15 protein-coding genes and 1 pseudogene are annotated in these 19,819 nt (G+C 71.9%); 12 read left to right on the forward strand and 4 right to left on the reverse strand.

Annotated features, from left to right (window positions below; translation table 11 throughout):
- The first annotated feature begins 83 nt into the window (after positions 1-83).
- The 6 genes from OG332_RS31145 (at position 84) to OG332_RS31170 (ending at position 6,729) form a co-directional block, all read left to right on the forward strand.
- A complete protein-coding gene (locus OG332_RS31145) occupies positions 84-2,264 on the forward strand; it encodes a putative bifunctional diguanylate cyclase/phosphodiesterase (protein ID WP_327416576.1) in 2,181 nt (726 codons plus the stop codon).
- Between the two features lie 239 nt (positions 2,265-2,503).
- The gene (gene gatC / locus OG332_RS31150) at positions 2,504-2,800 is read left to right on the forward strand and encodes an Asp-tRNA(Asn)/Glu-tRNA(Gln) amidotransferase subunit GatC (protein WP_030010586.1); all 297 of its coding nucleotides are present in this window, start codon (positions 2,504-2,506) and stop codon (positions 2,798-2,800) included.
- 5 nt (positions 2,801-2,805) lie between these two features.
- The gene (gene gatA, locus OG332_RS31155) at positions 2,806-4,299 is read left to right on the forward strand and encodes an Asp-tRNA(Asn)/Glu-tRNA(Gln) amidotransferase subunit GatA (protein WP_327416577.1); all 1,494 of its coding nucleotides are present in this window, start codon (positions 2,806-2,808) and stop codon (positions 4,297-4,299) included.
- Positions 4,296-4,541, forward strand: coding sequence for a hypothetical protein (locus OG332_RS31160; protein WP_326587877.1), 246 nt, complete (start codon positions 4,296-4,298; stop codon positions 4,539-4,541). Before gatA ends, OG332_RS31160 begins: the two co-directional genes overlap by 4 nt.
- Positions 4,542-4,557: 16 nt before the next feature.
- Positions 4,558-6,069, forward strand: a complete 1,512-nt coding sequence (gene gatB / locus OG332_RS31165) for an Asp-tRNA(Asn)/Glu-tRNA(Gln) amidotransferase subunit GatB (protein ID WP_327416578.1) — start codon at positions 4,558-4,560, stop codon at positions 6,067-6,069.
- Positions 6,070-6,195: 126 nt separating this feature from the next.
- Complete coding sequence (locus tag OG332_RS31170) at positions 6,196-6,729, forward strand: hypothetical protein (RefSeq protein ID WP_327416579.1); 534 nt, start codon at positions 6,196-6,198, stop codon at positions 6,727-6,729.
- Here the strand turns inward: OG332_RS31170 and OG332_RS31175 are convergent.
- The gene (locus OG332_RS31175) at positions 6,719-8,563 is read right to left on the reverse strand and encodes a protein kinase domain-containing protein (protein WP_327416580.1); all 1,845 of its coding nucleotides are present in this window, start codon (positions 8,561-8,563) and stop codon (positions 6,719-6,721) included. The two genes, OG332_RS31170 and OG332_RS31175, sit on opposite strands and share 11 nt — an antisense overlap.
- A 169-nt stretch (positions 8,564-8,732) precedes the next feature.
- Between OG332_RS31175 and OG332_RS31180 the strand changes: the two genes are divergently transcribed.
- A complete protein-coding gene (locus tag OG332_RS31180; protein WP_327416581.1) occupies positions 8,733-9,542 on the forward strand; it encodes an alpha/beta fold hydrolase in 810 nt (269 codons plus the stop codon).
- Here OG332_RS31180 and OG332_RS31190 read toward each other — a convergent pair.
- Positions 9,508-12,250 (reverse strand): annotated as a pseudogene (locus OG332_RS31190) (GNAT family N-acetyltransferase). The gene OG332_RS31180 and the pseudogene OG332_RS31190 overlap by 35 nt on opposite strands.
- 85 nt (positions 12,251-12,335) lie before the next feature.
- On the opposite strand from OG332_RS31190, the gene OG332_RS31195 reads away from it, so the two are divergent.
- Both OG332_RS31195 and OG332_RS31200 read left to right on the forward strand, forming a co-directional pair.
- Positions 12,336-13,076: a siderophore-interacting protein gene (locus OG332_RS31195; RefSeq protein ID WP_327416583.1), complete on the forward strand. Its 741-nt coding sequence runs from the start codon at positions 12,336-12,338 to the stop codon at positions 13,074-13,076.
- Between the two features lie 130 nt (positions 13,077-13,206).
- Positions 13,207-14,826, forward strand: coding sequence for an IS1634 family transposase (locus OG332_RS31200; RefSeq protein ID WP_327414171.1), 1,620 nt, complete (start codon positions 13,207-13,209; stop codon positions 14,824-14,826).
- A 62-nt stretch (positions 14,827-14,888) separates the two neighbouring features.
- On the opposite strand, the gene OG332_RS31205 is transcribed toward OG332_RS31200, so the two are convergent.
- Both OG332_RS31205 and OG332_RS31210 read right to left on the reverse strand, forming a co-directional pair.
- Positions 14,889-15,389: a DinB family protein gene (locus OG332_RS31205; protein WP_327416584.1), complete on the reverse strand. Its 501-nt coding sequence runs from the start codon at positions 15,387-15,389 to the stop codon at positions 14,889-14,891.
- An 88-nt stretch (positions 15,390-15,477) separates the two neighbouring features.
- Complete coding sequence (locus OG332_RS31210; RefSeq protein ID WP_327419440.1) at positions 15,478-16,281, reverse strand: GNAT family N-acetyltransferase; 804 nt, start codon at positions 16,279-16,281, stop codon at positions 15,478-15,480.
- 61 nt (positions 16,282-16,342) lie between these two features.
- Between OG332_RS31210 and OG332_RS31215 the strand changes: the two genes are divergently transcribed.
- From OG332_RS31215 to OG332_RS31225, 3 genes are all read left to right on the forward strand, one after another.
- Positions 16,343-16,738, forward strand: a complete 396-nt coding sequence (locus tag OG332_RS31215) for a signal peptidase I (RefSeq protein ID WP_327416585.1) — start codon at positions 16,343-16,345, stop codon at positions 16,736-16,738.
- Positions 16,739-16,961: 223 nt separating this feature from the next.
- On the forward strand, positions 16,962-19,211 hold the full coding sequence (locus OG332_RS31220) for an MMPL family transporter (protein WP_327416586.1): 2,250 nt from the start codon (positions 16,962-16,964) through the stop codon (positions 19,209-19,211).
- Positions 19,212-19,250: 39 nt separating this feature from the next.
- The gene (locus OG332_RS31225) at positions 19,251-19,805 is read left to right on the forward strand and encodes a GNAT family N-acetyltransferase (RefSeq protein WP_327416587.1); all 555 of its coding nucleotides are present in this window, start codon (positions 19,251-19,253) and stop codon (positions 19,803-19,805) included.
- Positions 19,806-19,819: the final 14 nt, after the last annotated feature.

The raw sequence follows: 19,819 nt of genomic DNA on the forward strand, positions 1-19,819 counted from the left end.
CTGCAGGATGCGATCCGGCCGTGGTGGCATGACATCGGGGCCATCGCGTGACATCGGCATCGCCGGCTGTGAGAGGTACGGGCATGAAACCCACCGAAAGCGCCGACCCGTCACCTGAATTCGGCGGGGAACTCCCGTCCATGCGGGCGGGCAGGCTCGGAGTCCTGGGTGCCAGGACACCGGAGACCCGACCGATCGACACCGACGCGGGCGGACAGGGGCGGCGCGGCGTGCTGCCCTTCCTCGTCGTGGGCCTCTCGGCCGTGGCCCTCGGCGTCGGCATCGTGTCCGCGCTGAACGGCCGTCATGCGCTGTTCCCCGGCGGGACGGTCGGCTGGGCGCTGGCCCTCCTCACCGGCATCATCGTCGGCCACCTGGTCGCACTGGGCCGTGACCGCTGGTGGGGCGGCACCGGATCCGGGGCCGCGCTCACCCTCGGCGTGCTCCTCCTCTACGGGTGGGTGCCCGCAGGACTCGTCTCCCTGGCCGTCGTCTCGCTGGTCGGGGCCGCGCGCCGGCACCGCTGGCGGCAGGGTCTGGTGCACGGCTCCGTGGACATCCTCGGCATCGGCGCGGGAGCCCTCGTACTCGCCGCCTTCGGGGTGGCACCCTCCGTCGAGACCCCCTGGCTGCCCACCGCCTGGGGGCTGGAGGCGGTCCCCGAGGTCGTCCTCGTCGCCGTCGCCTACCTGCTCGTCACGCGCGTCCTGCTCTGGATCGCGCTGAACCCGCGCGGAGACGGCCTCCCGACGGTCGCCCGCACCGCCCTGCTCCGGCAGGCCTTAGTCGCCGTGGCGCTGCTCGGCATCGCCCCCCTGATCTGCGTCGTCGCGGTCACCCAGCCGGTCCTGCTGCCGCTGTTCGCCGTACCGCTGATCGCACTGGACTCCACCCTGTGGATCGCCCGGGCGCGCGCCGAGGAGCAGCTGCGGGACCCGCTGACCGGGCTGCCGAACCGGCAGTGGCTGCTGGAGCGCGCCTGGTCCGCCCTGGACGAGGCTGAACGTTTGGGCACCCGGGCAGCTCTTGTGCTGATCGACCTGGACCGCTTCCGGGCGGTCAACGACACTCTCGGCCACCTGGCGGGCGACCGGCTGCTGCTCCAGATCGCCGACCGGCTGCGCCAGGCCCTGCCCGAGGAAGCCGAGGCGGCCCGGCTCGGCGGCGACGAGTTCGCGGTGCTGCTCCCCGTCACCGACTCCACCACCAGCGCCCAGCGGGTCGCCCGCCACCTGGTCGCGGAGCTCAGCTCTCCCCTCGACCTCGACGGCCTCACCCTCGTCCTGGAGGCCAGCGCCGGCCTCGCCGTCTTCCCCGACCACGCGCTGGACGCGGAGGGGCTGCTGCGGCGCGCGGACGTGGCGATGTACCAGGCCAAGCGCGACCGTACGGGCGTGGAGGTGTACGAGTCCAAGCGGGACAGCAACACCCCCGACCGCCTGGGCCTCCTCGGTGATCTCCGCAGGGCCCTCGACGCCGGCGAAGTGGAACTCCACTACCAGCCGAAGGTCCGCTTCGACGGCCAGGTGGCCGGGCTCGAAGCACTGGTGCGCTGGGTGCACCCGGAACGCGGGCGGGTGTCCCCGGACGAGTTCATCGCGATCGCCGAGACCTCCGGGCTGATGCCGCACCTGACGGAGTACGTACTGGAGACCGCCCTCGCCCAGGTGGCACGGTGGCGGGCCCAGGGCCTGAAGGTCCCCGTGGCCGTCAACGTCTCGCCGCGCGACGTCCACACCCCGGGCTTCGCGGGTGCGGTGGCCGCGCGACTGGCCCGGCACGGGGTCCCGGCGAGCGGGCTGCAGCTGGAGATAACGGAACACGTCCTGCTGGAGGACCCCCAGCGGGCGGCCGACACCATGGCCGGGCTCACCGGCCACGGCGTGAAGATGTCCCTGGACGACTTCGGAACGGGCTACTCCTCGCTGGTCCACCTGCGGCGGCTGCCGGTCAGCGAGCTGAAGATCGACCGCTCCTTCGTCGGCCGGCTGGCCGTCGACGCGCAGGACGCGGAGATCGTCCGCTGCACCGTGGACCTCGCGCACTCGCTCGGCCTGCTGGTCGTCGCCGAGGGAGTGGAGGACGACGAGACCTGGGAGCGGCTGCGGGACCTGGGCTGCGACGCGGTGCAGGGGTGGCTGATCGCCGCCGCGATGCCGCCGCAGGAGGCCACCGCCTGGCTGCTGGCCCGCGGCGAACGCGGCTGGCGCCGCCCGGCGGACATCACGGCCGAGCTCGCGGCCGCCGAGGCCGACGCCGTCTGACTCCCGGCGGGGTGCGGTCGGGCTTGCGGGTGCCGCGCCGCTGCTGGGACGGAGCCCCGGGTTTTGGAGCCGCGCCGGCGATTGAGGCGCGGGTTCGGGCGGCGCCCGGAAGCACCGCGCAGCGGCCCCGCCCCCGCCCCCGTACCGGCACAGCGGCAAACCGTTTCGCAGGCCGGGGGCCGGGCCCCATAGGATTGGGTCCGAAACCAAACATCCACCCACCCCCAGAGGATCGCTGCATGCCTGGCATTACGCGCGAGGAGGTCGTCCACCTCGCTCGGCTGGCGCGCCTTGAGCTGTCCAGCAACGAGCTGGATCACTTCGCCGGACAGCTCGGCGACATCATCGGCGCGGTCGCCCGCGTTTCCGAGGTCGCCGACCAAGACGTCCCGCCGACCTCCCACCCGCTGCCGCTGACGAACGTCATGCGCGCGGACGAGGTCCGTCCGTCGCTCACCCCCGAGCAGGCGCTCTCCGGTGCTCCCGCCCAGGAGCAGCAGCGTTTCAAGGTGCCGCAGATCCTGGGGGAGGACTAACAGTCATGGTCGACATCATCAAGCTCACGGCCGCCGAGACCGCCGAGAAGATCGCCTCCGGCGAGCTCACGGCCGTCGAGGTGACCGAGGCCCACCTGGCCCGCATCGACGCCACCGACGAGAAGGTCAACGCCTTCCTGCACGTGGACCGCGAGGGCGCCCTCGCGCAGGCCCGCGCCGTCGACGCCAAGCGCGAGCGCGGCGAGAAGCTCGGCCCGCTGGCCGGCGTCCCGCTCGCCCTCAAGGACATCTTCACCACCGTCGGGGTCCCGACCACCGTCGGTTCGAAGATCCTCGAAGGCTGGATCCCGCCGTACGACGCCACCCTGACGCGCAAGCTGAAGGAAGCCGACGTCGTCATCCTCGGCAAGACCAACATGGACGAGTTCGCCATGGGGTCCTCCACCGAGAACAGCGCCTACGGCCCCACCGGCAACCCCTGGGACCTCACCCGGATCCCCGGCGGCTCCGGCGGCGGCTCCGCGGCCGCCCTCGCCGCCTTCCAGGCTCCGCTGGCCATCGGCACGGACACCGGCGGCTCCATCCGCCAGCCCGCCGCCGTCACCGGCACGGTCGGCGTGAAGCCCACGTACGGCGGCGTCTCCCGCTACGGCATGGTCGCCTTCTCCTCCTCCCTCGACCAGGGCGGGCCCTGCGCCCGTACGGTCCTGGACGCGGCGCTCCTCCACGAGGTCATCGCCGGCCACGACCCGCTGGACTCCACCTCCATCGACGCCCCGGTCCCGCCGGTCGTCGAGGCCGCCCGCAACGGCTCGGTCGCCGGCATGCGCGTCGGCGTGGTCAAGCAGTTCGCCGGCGAGGGCTACCAGGCCGGCGTCGTCCAGCGCTTCAACGAGTCGGTGGAGCTCCTGAAGGAGCTGGGCGCCGAGATCGTCGAGCTGGACTGCCCGTCCTTCGACCTCGCGATGGCCGCGTACTACCTGATCGCGCCGTCCGAGTGCTCCTCGAACCTGGCCCGTTTCGACGCCATGCGCTACGGCCTGCGCGTCGGCGACGACGGCACCAAGTCCGCCGAGGACGTCACCGCCCTGACCCGAGAAGCCGGCTTCGGCGACGAGGTCAAGCGCCGCATCATCCTCGGCACGTACGCGCTCAGCTCCGGCTACTACGACGCGTACTACGGCTCCGCCCAGAAGGTCCGCACCCTCATCTCGCGGGACTTCGAGAAGTCCTTCGAGCAGGTCGACGTGATCGTCTCCCCGACGACCCCGACCACCGCCTTCCCGATCGGTGAGCGCACCGACGACCCGCTGGCGATGTACCTCGCGGACCTGTGCACCATCCCGACCAACCTGGCCGGCAACTCCGCCATGTCGCTCCCCTGCGGCCTGGCACCGGAGGACGGTCTCCCGGTCGGGCTGCAGATCATCGCCCCGGCGATGAAGGACGACCGGCTCTACAAGGTCGGTGCCGCCGTCGAGGCCGCCTTCGTCGCACGTTGGGGTCACCCGCTGCTCGAGGAGGCACCGTCGCTGTGAGCACCAGTGCACTGTCCAAGGCCAAGGGCTTCAAGAAGTCCAAGACCGGCACCTACCTGTCGATCGGCACCACCGCCTTCGGCGCCATCAGCGTGATCAAGCAGGTCAAGAAGGCCCGCACCGAGAACGACATGCTGAAGCTGGTCGACGCCGCCGTGTCCGCCGCCGCCATCGTCACCGGCCTCGCGATCCTGTACCGCGAGCTGAAGCGCCTGGGCGACGACGACGTCCTGCTGGGCTGAGAGGGAAAGTTTCACCGTGACCTTCACCGAACTGCTGTCGTACGAGGACGCTCTCGCCTCGTTCGACCCCGTCATGGGCCTCGAGGTCCATGTCGAGCTCGGCACCAAGACGAAGATGTTCTGCGGCTGCTCCACGGAGCTGGGCGCCGAGCCCAACTCGCAGACGTGCCCGACCTGCCTCGGCCTGCCCGGCTCGCTGCCGGTCGTCAACGCGATCGGCATCGAGTCCGCCATCAAGATCGGCCTCGCGCTGAACTGCGAGATCGCCGAGTGGTGCCGCTTCGCCCGGAAGAACTACTTCTATCCGGACATGCCGAAGAACTTCCAGACCTCCCAGTACGACGAGCCCATCGCCTTCAACGGCTACCTGGACGTCCAGCTGGAGGACGGCGAGATCTTCCGCGTGGAGATCGAGCGCGCCCACATGGAGGAGGACACCGGCAAGTCGCTGCACGTCGGCGGCGCCACCGGCCGTATCCACGGCGCGTCCCACTCCCTGCTGGACTACAACCGCGCCGGCATCCCGCTCATCGAGATCGTCACCAAGCCCATCGAGGGCGCGGGCGAGCGGGCTCCCGAGGTCGCCAAGGCGTACGTCGCCGAGCTGCGCGAGGTCATCAAGGCGCTCGGCGTCTCCGAGGCCCGCATGGACAAGGGCCAGATGCGCTGTGACGTGAACCTGTCGCTGCGCCCGACGCCCGAGTCCGAGTTCGGCACCCGCAGCGAGACCAAGAACGTCAACTCGCTGCGCTCCGTCGAGCGCGCCGCGCGCTTCGAGATCCAGCGCCACGCGGCGGTGCTGACGTCCGGCGGTTCGATCGTGCAGGAGACCCGGCACTTCCACGAGGAGGACGGCTCCACCACGGCCGGCCGCATCAAGGACAACGCCGAGGACTACCGGTACTTCCCGGAGCCCGACCTGGTCCCCGTGGCCCCGGCCCGCGCGTGGGTCGAGGAGCTGCGCGGCGGTCTGCCCGAGATGCCGCGCGTGCGCCGCAACCGGCTCCGCGAGGAGTGGGGCGTCACCGAGCACGACATGCAGTCGATCCTCAACGCCGGCGCGGTGGACTCCATCGTCGCCACGATCGAGGCGGGTGCCGACTCGGCCGCCGCGCGGAAGTGGTGGATGGGCGAGCTGGCCCGCAACGCCAACGAGCAGGGCGTGGTGGTCGACGAGCTGCCGATCACCCCGGTCCAGGTGGCGCGGGTCGCGGCCCTGGTCGCCGACGGTTCGCTCAACGACAAGCTGGCCCGCAAGGTCCTCGAAGGCGTCCTCGCCGGCGAGGGCACCCCGGACGAGGTCGTCGAGAAGCGCGGCCTGAAGGTCGTCTCGGACGAGGGCGCGCTCGGCGCGGCCGTGGACGAGGCCATCGCCGGCAACGCGGCCATCGCGGACAAGATCCGCGGCGGCAAGATCGCCGCCGTCGGCGCCCTGGTCGGCGCGGTCATGAAGACCACGCGCGGCCAGGCCGACGCGGCGCGCGTCAAGGAGCTCATCCTGGAGCGCCTGGGCGTCTTCGAGGGCTGAGCCCTCCCGCCGAACGCCCGGAGGCCCCGCACCCGTTGGTGCGGGGCCTCCGCCGTCTCCCGCACACTGGACGGCCGGGGCCGGGCGCGGAGGGTGCACGGCCGGGAGCGGTCATGGAGGCAGTCGGTGGAACTCGGTGCGATGGTCATCGCGGTGACGGGCGTCCTTGGGACCCTGGGCGGCGCGTTGCTCACCCAGCGCGGCGCCGCGCGGGCGAAGCGCCGGGAGATAGAACTGCTCCGCCGCCACGACGCGGTCCGCGAGAGCCAGGCGCTGCGGCGCAGCTGCTACGTGGAACTCAACCGGGATTCCCGGCAGTTCACCACCGCCCTCAACCGCCACCTGCACGTCATGAGCGAGCGTGGGGTCGAGGACGCCGACCGCGAAGCCCTCGACGCGGCGAAGAACACCCACCGAGACCGGTACTCGGAGGCGCAGATGATCGCTCCCGACGAGGTGCTGGAGTGGGCGAAGGCCGTCAACCGGGCCCTCAACGAGGTCTACGGCCAGGTCAAGCGGCTTGAACGCGGTGCCCCGGCACCGGGGGAGACGGCCGAGACCGCCGCCCGGGCCCAGTACGCGGTCTGGGAGCGCATCGCCGCCATGCGGGCGGCGATGCGCCAAGACCTCGGGGTGTCGGACGGATCCCTCAGCGCTTGAGGACGGGCGCCGCGAGGACGGCGTTCCCGCGGCCCTTGCAGCCCTCCTCCACCTTGATCCGCAGTCGCAGGGCCCCCTCGATGTTCAGGGACTTGGTGACCGGCTTGCCCAGGTGGACGAGCTCGGAGAAGAGCGCCGGCTTGTCGTCCACGGAGATGGTCAGCCGGGCCTGTTCCACGGTCGAGCCGTCGTCGATGCCCGCCGTGAACTCCAGGGTCTTCCAGGCACGGTTCACGTCGTACTCGACGGCCGCGCCGTAGTAGCAGCTGCCGAGCAGGGTCGCCCCGTACTCCTTCGTGTTCAGCTTGGCGGAGCCGACCTCGAAGTTGTCGGCCGAGCCCACCGAGGACAGTACGGTCAGGTCGGCGACGTTGCTGTCCTTGACCGAGCCCGGAGCAGCCGGGCCGGTGGAGGCGTCCGCGCTCGTGGAGGCCTCGGGGGTGGCCGCGTCCGGTGTGGCCCCGTCGGGCGTGGCCTCCGCGGACGGGGTGGACGACGGGGTCCCCGACGCCGCAGGTGTGCTCGTCGCGCCGGGCTTGCCGTCCCCCGCGTTGTCGTCCTTGTCCTTGTCGCCGAGGAGCTGGACGCCGGCCACCGCGAGCGCCGCGATGACCACGACGGCGGCCACCGAGCCGAGGATCAGGCCGGTGCGCCGCTTCTTCGGGCGGGGCGGCTCGGGGGCGGGCGCCGGGCTCATGCTGTACGCGGGCCCGTACCCGGCGGGCACCGCCGCTTCCGCAGCCGTGGCGGGAGCCGTCGCCGGAGCCGTCGCCGGAGGTGTGGCAGGGGCCGTGGCGGGATGCGGCCCGGGCGCCGCCACCGGCTCCGTCGGCACGTACACCGCGGGGGCGGCCGCGGGCTGCGGCGGGACCACGGGCGGCGGCGGGGCGGCCGGACGCGGCGGCCGGGTGTCCTGGACGGCCCGCTGCGAGGTGGAAGTGGTCGTGGACACCACCGCGTGGCGGACGTCCTTCATCCAGCCGGCCAGGTTCACCGGCCGCTTCCCCGGGTCGGCCGCGTAGATCGAGGCGATCCGCGCCCGCTGCTCGGCGTCCAGCACGGCGATCTGCGGCAGTGCCGTCAGCGCGTGCGCCAGCTGCTCCGGGGTGGCGGGCGGCGACTGCCCGCTCAGCAGGAAGTAGGCGATCGCCCCGAAGGCGTACCGGTCCGTGCCCGGCGTCCGCTTGCCGTCGAAGACCTCGGGCGCCGCGTAGCCCGGGGTGAACCAGACCTCCGCCGTCTGGTGGTCGGCGGTCAGCTTGCTCAGGCCGAAGTCCACGAGCGTGGCCTGCCCGTGGGCGTCGACCATCACGTTGCCGGGGGAGAGGTCGCCGTGGATGACCTGGCGCCCGGACGGGGTGGCCTTCCCCGAGTGCAGCCAGTCCAGTACGTCGGCCAGCTGCTCCAGGGTGCGCATCACCTCGCGCCGCTCGGCGGCGGTCGCGAGCGTCCGCTCGGCCCGCCAGTCCCGCAGGTCCAGGCCGTCGACGTGGTTCATCACCAGGACGAGTGCCCGCCCGGTCAGGGTCGAGGACTCCCCGGGCCGGTGGATCGGCGGCCCTTCGAAGTGCTCACGTACGCCCACGACGCCGGGCCGGTGGACGAAGCGCAGCAGTTCGGCCTGCTCGTTCCACTTCTGGCTGATGCGGTCGAAGACGTCGGGCGTGATGGTCGTCTTGGAGTCGAGCACCTTGACGACCACGGGCTCGGATCCGCCCGCGAGCTCGATCTCCGCGAGATAGAGCACGGCCTCCCCGCCGCGCCCGATGGACCGGAGAAGGCGGTACCGGTCGGCCGCCGAATCCGGTCCGATGTGCAGGTTCTGACTGGTCAATGTCCCCCACCTCAACCCACTTTGAGAGGGCATCAGCTTCCCGGGGCGAGGCGTGCGGGGTCAATGGGAATCGGGATCCCCGTTGGGGTCCCTCTTTCTGTAGCGATCGTTAAGACGTTCGGGTAACGTTCTTTCTGTAGTGATCGTTACGGAAATCAGGGGTACCGTCATGTCCAGCACCAGCACCAGCACCGGCAGCACCGAATACGCCCGCACGGTCCGCAAGGAGAGCGGCGGGCCGGGACTCCTGCTCGCCCACGGTGCCGGAGGTTCGGTGGAGTCCAACTTCGGGCCGGTCCTGGACGCCCTCGCCGCCATGCACAGCGTCGTCGCCGTCGACTACCCCGGCGCCGGCGCCACCCCGCGGGCCACCGGGCGGCTCGAACTCGACGAGTTGGCCGACCGGTTGGTCGCAGCCGCCGACGCCGAGGGCCTGGAGCGCTTCGCCGTCCTCGGCTACTCGCTCGGCGGGAACGTCGCCGTACGGGTCGCCGCGCGCCACCCCGGGCGGGTCACGGCACTCGTGCTCACCGCGAGCTTCGCGCGGGCCGACCACGCTTTCGGCCTCGTCGGCGAGCTGTGGTCCGAGCTGGCACGGCTCGGGGAGGACGAGCTGCTCGCGCGGCTCCTCGTGCCGCTCCTGCTCAGCGCGGAGCAGCTGGAGGTGCTGAGCCCCGAGCAGCTGGAGGCCGTCGTGCGGGGGACCGCGGCGACCCTGCAGCCCGGGGGCGGGGACCACGCCGCGCTGATCAAGGGGGCCGACCTGAGGGCCGAGCTGGCCCGGATCGACGTACCGGCCCTCGTCATCGCGACGACCGGGGACCGGCTCGTACCCCTCGCGTCCCAGCGGGAACTGGCCGACGCGCTGCCGGGCGCAGAGCTCGCGGAACTGCCCACGGGGCACCTTCCGTTCGCCGAGCGCCCGGCCGAATGGGCGGCTCTGGTCAGTGAGTTCCTGACGCGGCACCCGGCGCGGTGAAGAACGCCAGGCGGGCCTGCTTGGCGGGGAGGTAGACCTCGGGCAGGTCGATCTCCGGGAGTTCGACCTCGGGTCCGAGCGTGAAGCCGGTGCGTTCCATGAGGGCGATGGCCTTGACGTTGCGGGCGTCCGGTTCGACGACCACACGGCGGGTGGAGCCGTCGGAGAACACGAACGAGATGAACGCGGTCATCAGGGCCGCCGTGTAGCCGTGCTGGACCCCGCCGTCGGCCGGGCCGACCAGCAGGTGCGCGCCGACGTCCCCGGGCTGGACCTCGTAGCACTCGCTGACCCGGTCCTCCGCGCAGTCGTACGTCTGGAAGAGCGCGACCCGCTCGCCGTCGAGGCCGACCATGAAGGCGTGGTGGGTGGTGCGCCGGTCGACGTCCTCGTAGATCTCCTGGACCAGCTCGCGGCTGGCCTCGCCCATGCCCCAGAAGCGGGCCCGCTCCTGCGTGACCCAGCTGTGGATCAGGGCGGAGTCGGCGGCCGGGTCGACGGGGGTGAAGACGACGGTGCCGAAGCCCTCGACGTGCTCGGTGTGAACGGGCTGTCTGACGGAGACGGTGGAGGTCATATCGATTCCTTGGTGAGCCGGGTCCAGTCGGTGACGACGGGGACGAGTTCGCAGTCAGCCCACAGCGGGAGCTGATCGCGGTGGTGGGGTGAGCCGGTGACGCCGTCCGCACCGAGCGGGACGGCCCAGAGGCTGTCCTCGCGGCGGGCGAGGTCCCAGACGTAACGGGCCGCCGATGCGCGGGCGGTGCGGTCGGTGAAGCCCGGGACGGAGGAGGTGGCGTTCACGCAGTCGTGGTCGCCGCCGAGGCCGGGCCAGTCCGCGGCCTCCTGGTCGGGCAGCGCCTGCCAGGGGGTGAGGCGGTGCACCTCCGACCAGGGGGCGTCGGGGGCGCCGGCGGCGGCCGTCTCCTCCAGGGCGGCGCGGACGTGCGCCGCCCGGTCGAGGCCGGGGACGAGGGACGTGGTGAGCAGGCCTTCGAGGGCGTAGCCGATGCGGGGGACCAGGTACAGCCAGGGGTGGAACACGTCCGGGCCGGTCGGCGCCCCCCACAGCTGCGCGAAGACGGGGTCGGCGGCGAAGCGGCGTACGGTCGCGGTCCGGAAGGCCGAGAAGACGGTGGCGTCGGTGCTGTCGGACGCCATGTGCCGGTCCCAGGCCAGCAGCCGCTCGCGCAGGCCCTGTGCGCCGCAGGGGTCAGGTCCTCGAAGCCGGGCAGCAGGGCGAGCAGGGGCGCGGCCGAGGCCAGGTGCGTGTCCCGGTGTACGCCGGCCATCGCCTTCGGGGACCAGTCCGCGGAGCCGCTGAGCAGCTCGCGGATGCGGTTGGCGCGGTGCGGGGGCGCGAACTCCACGCCGAGCGGGGAGGCGATCCCGCGCGCGTTGGCCATCACGGCGAAGCCCTGCACGGGCTCGGCGGGGGCCGGGGCCCAGCCCTGCCAGGTGTGCCCGGGCTCCCAGGCGGGCACGGGGCGCAGCCGGTTGGTGCGGTGGCGCAGCGGCACGGCGCCCGCGACGCGGTGCAGGAGCCCGCCCGAGGTGTCGGCGGCGTGCACGACGTTGACCGGCTCGGCCCAGCCGTCGAGGGCGCGGTCGATGTCGGCGACCGTGCGGGCGCGCAGGAGGGCGGGGAGGGCGGCGAAGCCGAGGTCCCGGCGGACCCGGGGCGGGTAGCGGAGGGAGAGGGTCTGCGCGCTGCCGTCGGCGTGGGCCTCGGCGTGCGCGTCGGCCCCGGTGTCCCCGTCCGCGTGGATGATCACGGGGCCGCGGGCGGTCTCCAGGATCTCCACCTCGACGTCGTCGCCGCCGGCCACGGTGATGGTCTCGGTGTGGCGGGCGACGGGCTCCCAGGTGCCGTCCGGGCCGAGCGCCTCGACGGCGGAGCCGCCGCCGCGCCGCAACCGCTCGACGTACAGGTCCTGGTAGTCGGCCATCGCGTTGGTGATGGCCCAGGCGGCGGTGCCGGTGTGCCCGAAGTGGGCGAGGCCGGGGACGCCTGGGACGGCCAGGCCGAGGACGTCGTAGTCCGGGCAGGAGAGGCGTATCTGCTGGTAGACGCCGGGGTCCTCGATGAACCGGTGCGGGTCGCCCGCGATGATCGCCGAACCGGTGGAGGTGCGGTCGCCCGGCACCAGCCAGCCGTTGCTGCCGGCGGTGCCGGGGCCGTCGGTGGCGAAGAGGGTGACCGCCTCGTCGCCGAGGGCGCGGGCCACGCGTTCGCGCCACAGCTTGGTGGCGAAGCCGGCGAACAGGATGTGCGTGGCGATCCAGATGGCGAGCGGCACCCACGGCTCCCAGGGGGCGGGGGCGAGGCCGGTGCGGGCGAAGCGCTCGTCGCGGGCGGCGCCGGCGGCGAGCCCGTCGTTGACGCCGTCCACGTACGCGCGGACCCAGGCGGCGGTGCCGGGATCATCGGTTTCCAGGGCCTCGTAGCAGAGGCGGGCGGTGTCGGCGAGACGGCACTGGCGGGCGAAGCGGTCCCAGCCGACGGAGTCCGCGCCGAGGAAGGAGGCGCTGGAGCCCTGGGCCCGGTGCCGTTCGACCTCCAGCTGCCAGGCGCGGTCGAAGGCGGTGACGCGGCCCTGGGCGTGGGCGAGCCGGAGTTCGTCGGATGCGCGGAGGTGGGGGATGCCCCAGGGGTCGCGGAAGACCTCGTACGATTCGGAGGTCTCCGAGTCGTTCTCGCTGCTCACACTGCTCACGTTGCTCACACTCTTCCCCAGGGTGTATTAGGTTAGGCTGCCCTAACTATAGACGCGTGCAGGGGAGGGGCTGGACATGGCTGTCGGCAAGGGCTGGGAGGGCGTGGTCCTGAAGCTCATGCGGGGCAAGGACTTCACGTTCACGGTCACGGGGGCGGAAGACGTCACGGAGCACTACCGCCGGGTGTACTTCACCGACGGCGGGCTGCTGGCGGCCGCCGGTGAGTCCCTGCATCCGACGATGTGGGTGCGGGTCTGGTTCGAGGGCGCGGGCCGTCCGCACCAGCGGGCCTACACGCTGGTCGACCCGGATCCCGAAGCGGGCACGTTCTGCTTCGAGTTCGCCCTGCACGACGGGGTCGCCAGCGCCTGGGCGCGCGGCGCCGAGCCGGGTGACACGATCGAGGCCACCGTTCAGGGCACCGGATTCACCGGCCCCGTCCCGTCCCCCGAGCGCCTGCTGGTCATCGGTGACCCGGCCTCCCTCCCCGCGGTCAACTCGCTGCTGGACGCGTACCCGCAGACGCCGGCGACCATCTGGTTCGAGACGCAGCACACCTCGGACGCGGAACTGCCGGTGCGGGGGAACGCGGGCCTGCGCGACATCCGCCGCGTGCCGCGGGGCGGTACGGCGCTGACCGACCGGGTCCGGGCCGAACTGCCGGAGCTGCTCGGGGACCCGGAGTCGGCGTACGTCTGGCTGGCCTGCGACACGGCGACGACGCGCGGCCTGACGGCGTACCTGCGCAAGGAACTCGCGCTGCCGAAGCACCGGGTGAACGGGCTGGGCTACTGGCGGCCGGGCACGGGCGGCTAGATCCGTACTTCGCGGGTGGCTGAGTCAGGTGGAGTTGGTGTCTGGCCGTGTCCGGTCCGGGGGTGGCTGTGTTGATCCGGGTGTGACGAAGTCTTCCCGGTCCCCACGGCTGCGGACGGTGCGCCCGCGCATGGAATGTGTGGTCACCTCCGTGGTGGAGAAGCGTCTGGGCGCTCTGCCTGTCGCTGCCGAGTTTCTGCGCCGGCTTGATGTGGCCGGGACCGTCGACCGGCTGTGCCCGGGCCGCGACATCGCCCATGTGACGCACGGCCAGGTCATCGAGGTGCTGGTGGCCAACCGGCTGACCGCACCCGCACCCCTGTGGCGGGTGGACCGCTGGGCCCGGGAGTGGGCGGTGGAAGAAGTATTCGGAATTGAGGCGGAACTGCTCAACGACGACCGTCTGGGCCGGGCCCTGGACGCCATCGCCCCGCGGCTGAGAGAGCTCACCGACAGCATCGGGGCCCAGGCGATCGGCGAGTTCGGCATCGATGTGTCCACGTTCCACTGGGACATGACATCCATGTCGCTCTACGGCGCCTACCCGGCCGATGACCAGGACGAGGAGTATCCCCGCATCAGACACGGCCATCCCAAGGACCGCCGCTACGACCTCAAGCAGATCCAGACCGGCCTGGCGGTGACCGGCGACGGCGGTATCCCCCTGCTGTCCCGCGTCATCGACGGCGGAGCCGCGGAGATCTCCCAGATCACCGGCACCATGAACGCTCTGCGCGCGATGGCCGGACCGAAGAAGTTCCTGCTGATCGCCGACTCCAAGCTGATCTCATACGGCAACGTCACCGCCCTGATCGGGGCCGGGACCGATTTCATCGCCCCGGCCCCCGCTTCCAGGGTCGACGACGCCGTCTACGCCGCCCTCGACCTCGAGACGGCCACCGTCGTGGACTACACCCCCGCCCGCGACGAGAACACCCCCGCCGCAGCGCGTGAGACCTACCGGGTCCTGGAAGACATCCACCTTGTGACCGGGCCCCGCAAGAGCGATCCCCCGCTCCAGGTACGCCGGATCCTGGTGCACTCCACCGGCAACGCCAAAGGCCAGCAGCGGGCCCGCGAGAAACGCCTGGCCAAGGCCCGCGAAGACCTCGACAAGCTCCAGCACTCTGCCGGCGGCCGCTACTACAGCACCGCAGAGAAGATCGCCGCACGCCTCGGCGTGATCACCCGCACCCGCCGGGTCTCCGGCTGCCTGCACACCGAGATCACCACCGACGAAACCGGACGGCCCGCCCTGTCCTGGCACTTCGATCAGGACGTGCTCCAGGCCGAAGCCGCCGTCGACGGCTGGTACGCGCTGCTGACCACCCTCACCCCCGAACAGGCCGATCCCGGCGAAGTACTACGCCGCCACAAAGGCCAGGGCACCGTCGAGCGCCGATACAGCGACTTCAAGGGCCCCCTGGCCGTCACCCCTGTCTTCGTGCAGGACAACAAACGCGTCGCCGCACTGATCACAGTGATCTGCCTGGCCCTGCTGCTGTTCTGCCTGATCGAACGCCAGGTCCGCCGAGCCCTCGGCGGCGACCAGAAGATGCAGGGGCTCTACCCCGGCAACCAGAGGGTGCGGCCCACCGGCCGGATGATCCTCTACCACCTGTCCGACCTGCGGCTACGGGTCGGCAGCGCCACCGACCCACCCGTCATCGCCATCACCCGGGGCATCCAGCTCCACCTCCTCGACCTCCTCGGCCTGGAACCCACACATCCCCGCTGGCCAGAGACCTGAACGAACTACCCGCGAAGTACAGAGCTAGACAGGGAGCCGGGCCGTGCCCGGCTTGAGGCGGCCTACGCGCCCGTGGCGCCGTCGATCGCCTCGCGGAGGAAGTCGGCGTGGCCGTTGTGGCGGGCGTACTCGTGGACGAGGTGGAGCATGACCAGGCGCAGCGAGGCCTCCTCCTGCCAGCTCGGCACGTACGCCTTCACGTCCAGGGACTCGGCGGCCGACTCGATCCGGCGGGCGTGCGCGACCTCGTCCTGCCAGGCGGTGAAGGCCTCGGTGCGGCTGGAGCCGGAGGCGTCGTAGGCGGCCTGGAAGTCGTGGGTGTCCGACCACAGGTGCGGGAGGTCCTCGCCGCCCAGGACGCGGCGGAACCAGTGCCGCTCGACCTCGGCCATGTGCCGGACCAGGCCCAGCAGGGACAGCGTGGACGGGGGCATCGAGCTCCGGCGCAACTGCTCGTCGGTGAGGCCCTCGCACTTCCAGGCGAGGGTGGCCCGGTGGTAGTCGAGAAAGGCCCGGAGGGTTTCGCGCTCGTTGCCGGTCAGGGGCGGGCTGATGCGTTCCATGCGGGCGATCTTGCCCGTTGATCCCGGGCCCGGGAACCCCGTCGGGGAGGCGGACCGCATGAGCCCGCACACAGGCGGGGCGCGGAGGTCAGGCCGTGCCGGTGGCCGTCCAGGTGTACGGCACCGTCACGCCCAGGACCCCGAAGCCCAGCCGTTCCAGGATCGGGCGGCTGTCGTCCGACGCGTCCACCTGGAGATACGGGATACCGCGCTCCGCCGCCAGGCGGGCGCGGTGGGCCACCAGCACGCGGTAGATGCCGCGACCGCGCCACTGCGCGATCGTGCCGCCGCCCCACAGGCCCGCGAAGGCCGATCCCGGCCGCATCTCCATCCGGGCCGCGCTCACCGGGGTGTCGCCGGCCATCGCCAGCACCGCGGCGATGCACTCCGGCTTGTTCCGCAGCTGGTCGAGCAGGTGGTCCCGGATCCGCGGCCGCTCGGTTCCGAAGGCCCCCGCGTGGACCTCCATCATCAGGTCGACCCCGGCCTCGTCCGTCACCACCCGCAGCGTGATCCCCTCCGGCGGCTCCACCGGCAGCTGTGCGAGTTCGGCGACCCGCCCCGCCATCAGGGTCTCCGGCGGCTCCGGTACGAAGCCGGCCGCCCGCAGCCGTTCCCCGAGATCCGCCGGCCCGTCGTAGCCGTACGTCTTCCACTCGAACTCGGGACATCCGCGTTCCGCGAAGAACGCCACCTGCGCGGCGATCTCCGCATCCGCGTTCTCCTCGTCGAGGTCCGACCAGAGCACGCCGTTCCACCCGAGCCCGGGCACGCTCTGCCGTACGACCCGGCCCGCCCGCTCCACGCGAGCCTGCGCGCTGTCCGGCTGCGCCCCCTTGCGCTCCTCGGCGTCGTAGCGGGCGCGTACCTTCAGAAGTTCATCAAGATCCATCGTCATCAGCCCCAGCTGACCAGTTCCCGACCGCCCGGCACAACTGCATTAGCCTCACCCCGTGAACGACGACTCCACCATTTACACCGGCAAGGCCACCCCCGATGCCGCCGCCGACCGAGGCTGGCTGCTGGGCCACTTCAAGGACCCCGCCGATCCCCGTCACAGCGAGGACGTGGAGATCAAATGGGGCGTCCACCCGAAGGGCGACGAACGGGAGCGGTGGGCGACCGCCGAGAAGCGCACCGCACTGCTGGTGCTGATCAGCGGACGCTTCCGGCTGGAGTTCCCGGAGCGGACCGTCGTCCTCGCCGAGCAGGGGGACTACGTGCTCTGGGGCCGCGGCGTCGACCACTCCTGGTACGCGGAGGAGGACGCGGTGGTCCTCACCGTTCGCTGGCCGTCGATCCCCGGCTACCGGGTGGACGATCCCGACGAACTGGCGGCCGTCCACTAGGCCGTCCCCGTGAGCGAGGTCGCGCACCTTCCCGGGCGCCCTGTGACGATGCACACGAAAGGGGCCAACGATCACGAAACGCTGAGATCGTGTAGGTGTAGACCATCTGGGCCGAATCCCCGGGGCGATCCCCCGGGCGGTCGGCCGTGTCTGCACGAGTTCATGCGTTCTTTGCGGCGGGCCGCCTCCCGGTGAAGACCCGAACCATCAGGGAGCACGTCCGTTGGCAGTAATCGCACGCTGGTGCATGCGCCACCGTCTCCTCACCGTCCTGATCTGGCTGCTCGCGCTCGGTGGGACCGCGGTGGCCGCAGGCACCGCCGGAGCGGCGTTCTCCAACGACTACGAGGTCGCCGGCACCGAATCCGGGAAGGCGAACGACCTCCTCCGCGAGGGCTTCCACGGCCAGGGCGGCGACAGCGACACCATCGTGTGGCGGGCCCCGGACCATCAGAGCGCGCGCACCCCGGACATCGAACAGCGCATGGCCCGGGCACTCGACGCCGTCGCCGCACTCCCGGGTGTCGGATCCGTCGCCGGACCCTACGGCCCGGGCCCCGAGAGCGCCGCACGGATCAGCCCCGACGGGCGCACCGCCTATGCCGTGGTGACCTTCGACCAGCAGGCGGACTCCGTACCCAAGGCCCAGGCCAGGGCTGTCGTCGACGCGGTGAAGAACCCCGCCACCGAGGCCGGCGGCCTGCAGGTCGAACTGGGCGGACGCGCCATCCAGCTCACCGAGGCCCCCACCGCACACCTCGCCGAGGTCATCGGCGTGGCCGTCGCGGCCCTGGTCCTCTTCCTCGCCTTCGGCTCGCTCGCCGCGAGCCTGCTGCCCATCGCGACCGCCCTGGTCAGTGTGGGCACCGCCTATTTCGGCATCACCCTCCTCGGGCACGCGATGCCCGTCGCCGACTTCGCGCCGATGCTCGGCACCCTCGTCGGCCTCGGCGTCGGCATCGACTACGCCCTCTTCATCGTCACCCGGCACCGCAAGGGCCTCACGCGCGGCCTCCCCGTCGAGGAGGCGGCCGAGAACGCCGTCGCCACCACCGGCCGGGCCGTCGTCTTCGCCGGGGCCACCGTCTGCATCGCCCTGCTCGGCATGCTCGTACTGAGGCTCAACTTCCTCAACGGGGTCGCGATAGCGGCCTCCGTGACGGTCGTCCTGACGGTCGCGGCCTCGGTCACCCTGCTGCCCGCCCTCCTCTCGTACATAGGCACGCGCGCCCTCTCTGGCCGCGAGCGCCGCAAACTCGCCGCCGAGGGCCCGCGGCCCGCACAGACCTCCGGATTCGCCGCCCGCTGGTCCGTCTTCGTGGAACGCCACCCCAAGCTGCTCGGCCTCGTCGCCACCGCGGTCATGCTGGTGCTGGCCCTGCCCACCCTCTCCCTCCACCTGGGCACCTCCGACCAGGGCAACAACCCGGCCACCTCCACCACCCGCAAGGCCTACGACCTGCTGGCGGACGGGTTCGGGCCCGGCACGAACGGCCCGCTCACCGTCGTCGCCCGGCTGGACGGCGCCGGCGACCGGCTCGCCGTTGACCACCTGGCGGAGGCGCTCCGTACGACGAAGGGCGTCGCCGCCACCGGCCCCGCCGTCCTCAACCGCAGCGGGGACACCGCCGTCCTGACCGTCGTACCGGACTCCGCCCCCCAGTCCCGGGCCACGAGCGACCTCGTCGACACCCTCCGCCAGGACGTCATCCCGCGCGCCGCACACGGCAACTCCATGGAGGTCCACGTCGGCGGTGTGACCGCCGCCTACGACGACTTCGCCGAGGTCATCATCGGCAAGCTGCCGCTCTTCGTCGGCGTGGTCATCGCCCTCGGCTGCGTGCTCCTGCTGCTGGCCTTCCGCTCCATCGGCATCCCGGTGAAGGCGGCGGCCATGAACGTCGCCGCCGTCGCCTCCTCCTTCGGCGTCGTGGTCGCGATCTTCCAGTGGGGCTGGGGGAGCGAACCGCTGGGTCTGGGCAGCGCCGGCCCCATCGAACCCTTCCTCCCCGTGATCATGGTGTCCGTCCTCTTCGGACTCTCGATGGACTACCAGGTCTTCCTCGTCAGCCGGATGTACGAGGAGTGGTTGGAGACCGGCGACAACCGGCGGGCCGTTCGCGTGGGCCTCGCCGAGACCAGCCGGGTCATCAACTCGGCGGCCGTGATCATGATCTCCGTCTTCCTCGCCTTCGTCCTCAGCGGCGACCGGATCATCGCGATGTTCGGCATCGCGCTCGCCGCGGCCGTGGCCCTCGACGCCTTCGTGCTGCGCACGCTCCTCGTCCCGGCCCTCATGCACATGCTCGGCGGCGCCAACTGGTGGCTGCCCGCCTGGCTCGACCGGCGGCTGCCCAGGATCAGCATCGAGCCCCCCGAACACCGCCCGCGTGCGAAACTTCCGGCACAGCGGACCGCCGCGGTCCCCGCCACGAGCGAGGACGGCGCCGAGCCCGCCACCACCTCCAGGTGATCCGGCCACCCGCCGCCCGAGACCCAAGGAAGACCGAGCATGTTCTCGATAGACCTCGCCGACGACGCCCAGCTGTTCCCGCTGGAGGCCCGGCACGCCGAGGAGTTCTTCGCCCACATCGAACGCGGACGCGAGTTCATCGGCCAGTACGTCGGCTTCCCGGACCGGTCGCCCGACCTCGACTCCGCCAGGGCCTTCCTGGCCAAGTACGCGGTGAAGGCCGGGGAGGACGGCGCCCGGTTCTTCGGCATCCGGCTCGACGGCACCCTCGTGGGCGGGGTCCTCTTCCCGGCCTTCGACGCGGACGGCGGCAACTGTGAGATCGGCTGCTGGCTGGAGCCCGCCGCGGCCGGCCGGGGCCTGGTGACCAAGGCGTGCCAGGTCCTCATCGACTACGCCTTCGGCGAGCGCGGCATGCACCGCGTCGAGTGGCACGCCGCCACCGGCAACAAGAAGAGCCTCGCCGTGGCCGAGCGCCTCGGCATGACCCGCGAGGGCGTCATGCGGCAGAACTACCTGCACCGCGGCGTCCGCCAGGACACCGAGGTCTGGTCGCTCCTCGCCCACGAGTGGTCCGCGGCCCGCTCTGCCTAGACCGGATCGACCGG

Origin of the sequence: Streptomyces sp. NBC_01233 (assembly GCF_035989305.1) — a bacterium.
Lineage (GTDB): Bacteria > Actinomycetota > Actinomycetes > Streptomycetales > Streptomycetaceae > Streptomyces.

Coding starts and splice junctions, on each gene's coding strand:
- OG332_RS31145 (WP_327416576.1), top strand. CDS start 84: ATGAAACCCACCGAAAGCGCCGACCCGTCACCTGAATTCGGCGGGGAA.
- gatC (WP_030010586.1), top strand. CDS start 2,504: ATGCCTGGCATTACGCGCGAGGAGGTCGTCCACCTCGCTCGGCTGGCG.
- gatA (WP_327416577.1), top strand. CDS start 2,806: ATGGTCGACATCATCAAGCTCACGGCCGCCGAGACCGCCGAGAAGATC.
- OG332_RS31180 (WP_327416581.1), top strand. CDS start 8,733: ATGTCCAGCACCAGCACCAGCACCGGCAGCACCGAATACGCCCGCACG.
- OG332_RS31195 (WP_327416583.1), top strand. CDS start 12,336: ATGGCTGTCGGCAAGGGCTGGGAGGGCGTGGTCCTGAAGCTCATGCGG.
- OG332_RS31200 (WP_327414171.1), top strand. CDS start 13,207: ATGGAATGTGTGGTCACCTCCGTGGTGGAGAAGCGTCTGGGCGCTCTG.
- OG332_RS31205 (WP_327416584.1), bottom strand. CDS start 15,389: ATGGAACGCATCAGCCCGCCCCTGACCGGCAACGAGCGCGAAACCCTC.
- OG332_RS31210 (WP_327419440.1), bottom strand. CDS start 16,281: ATGGATCTTGATGAACTTCTGAAGGTACGCGCCCGCTACGACGCCGAG.
- OG332_RS31225 (WP_327416587.1), top strand. CDS start 19,251: ATGTTCTCGATAGACCTCGCCGACGACGCCCAGCTGTTCCCGCTGGAG.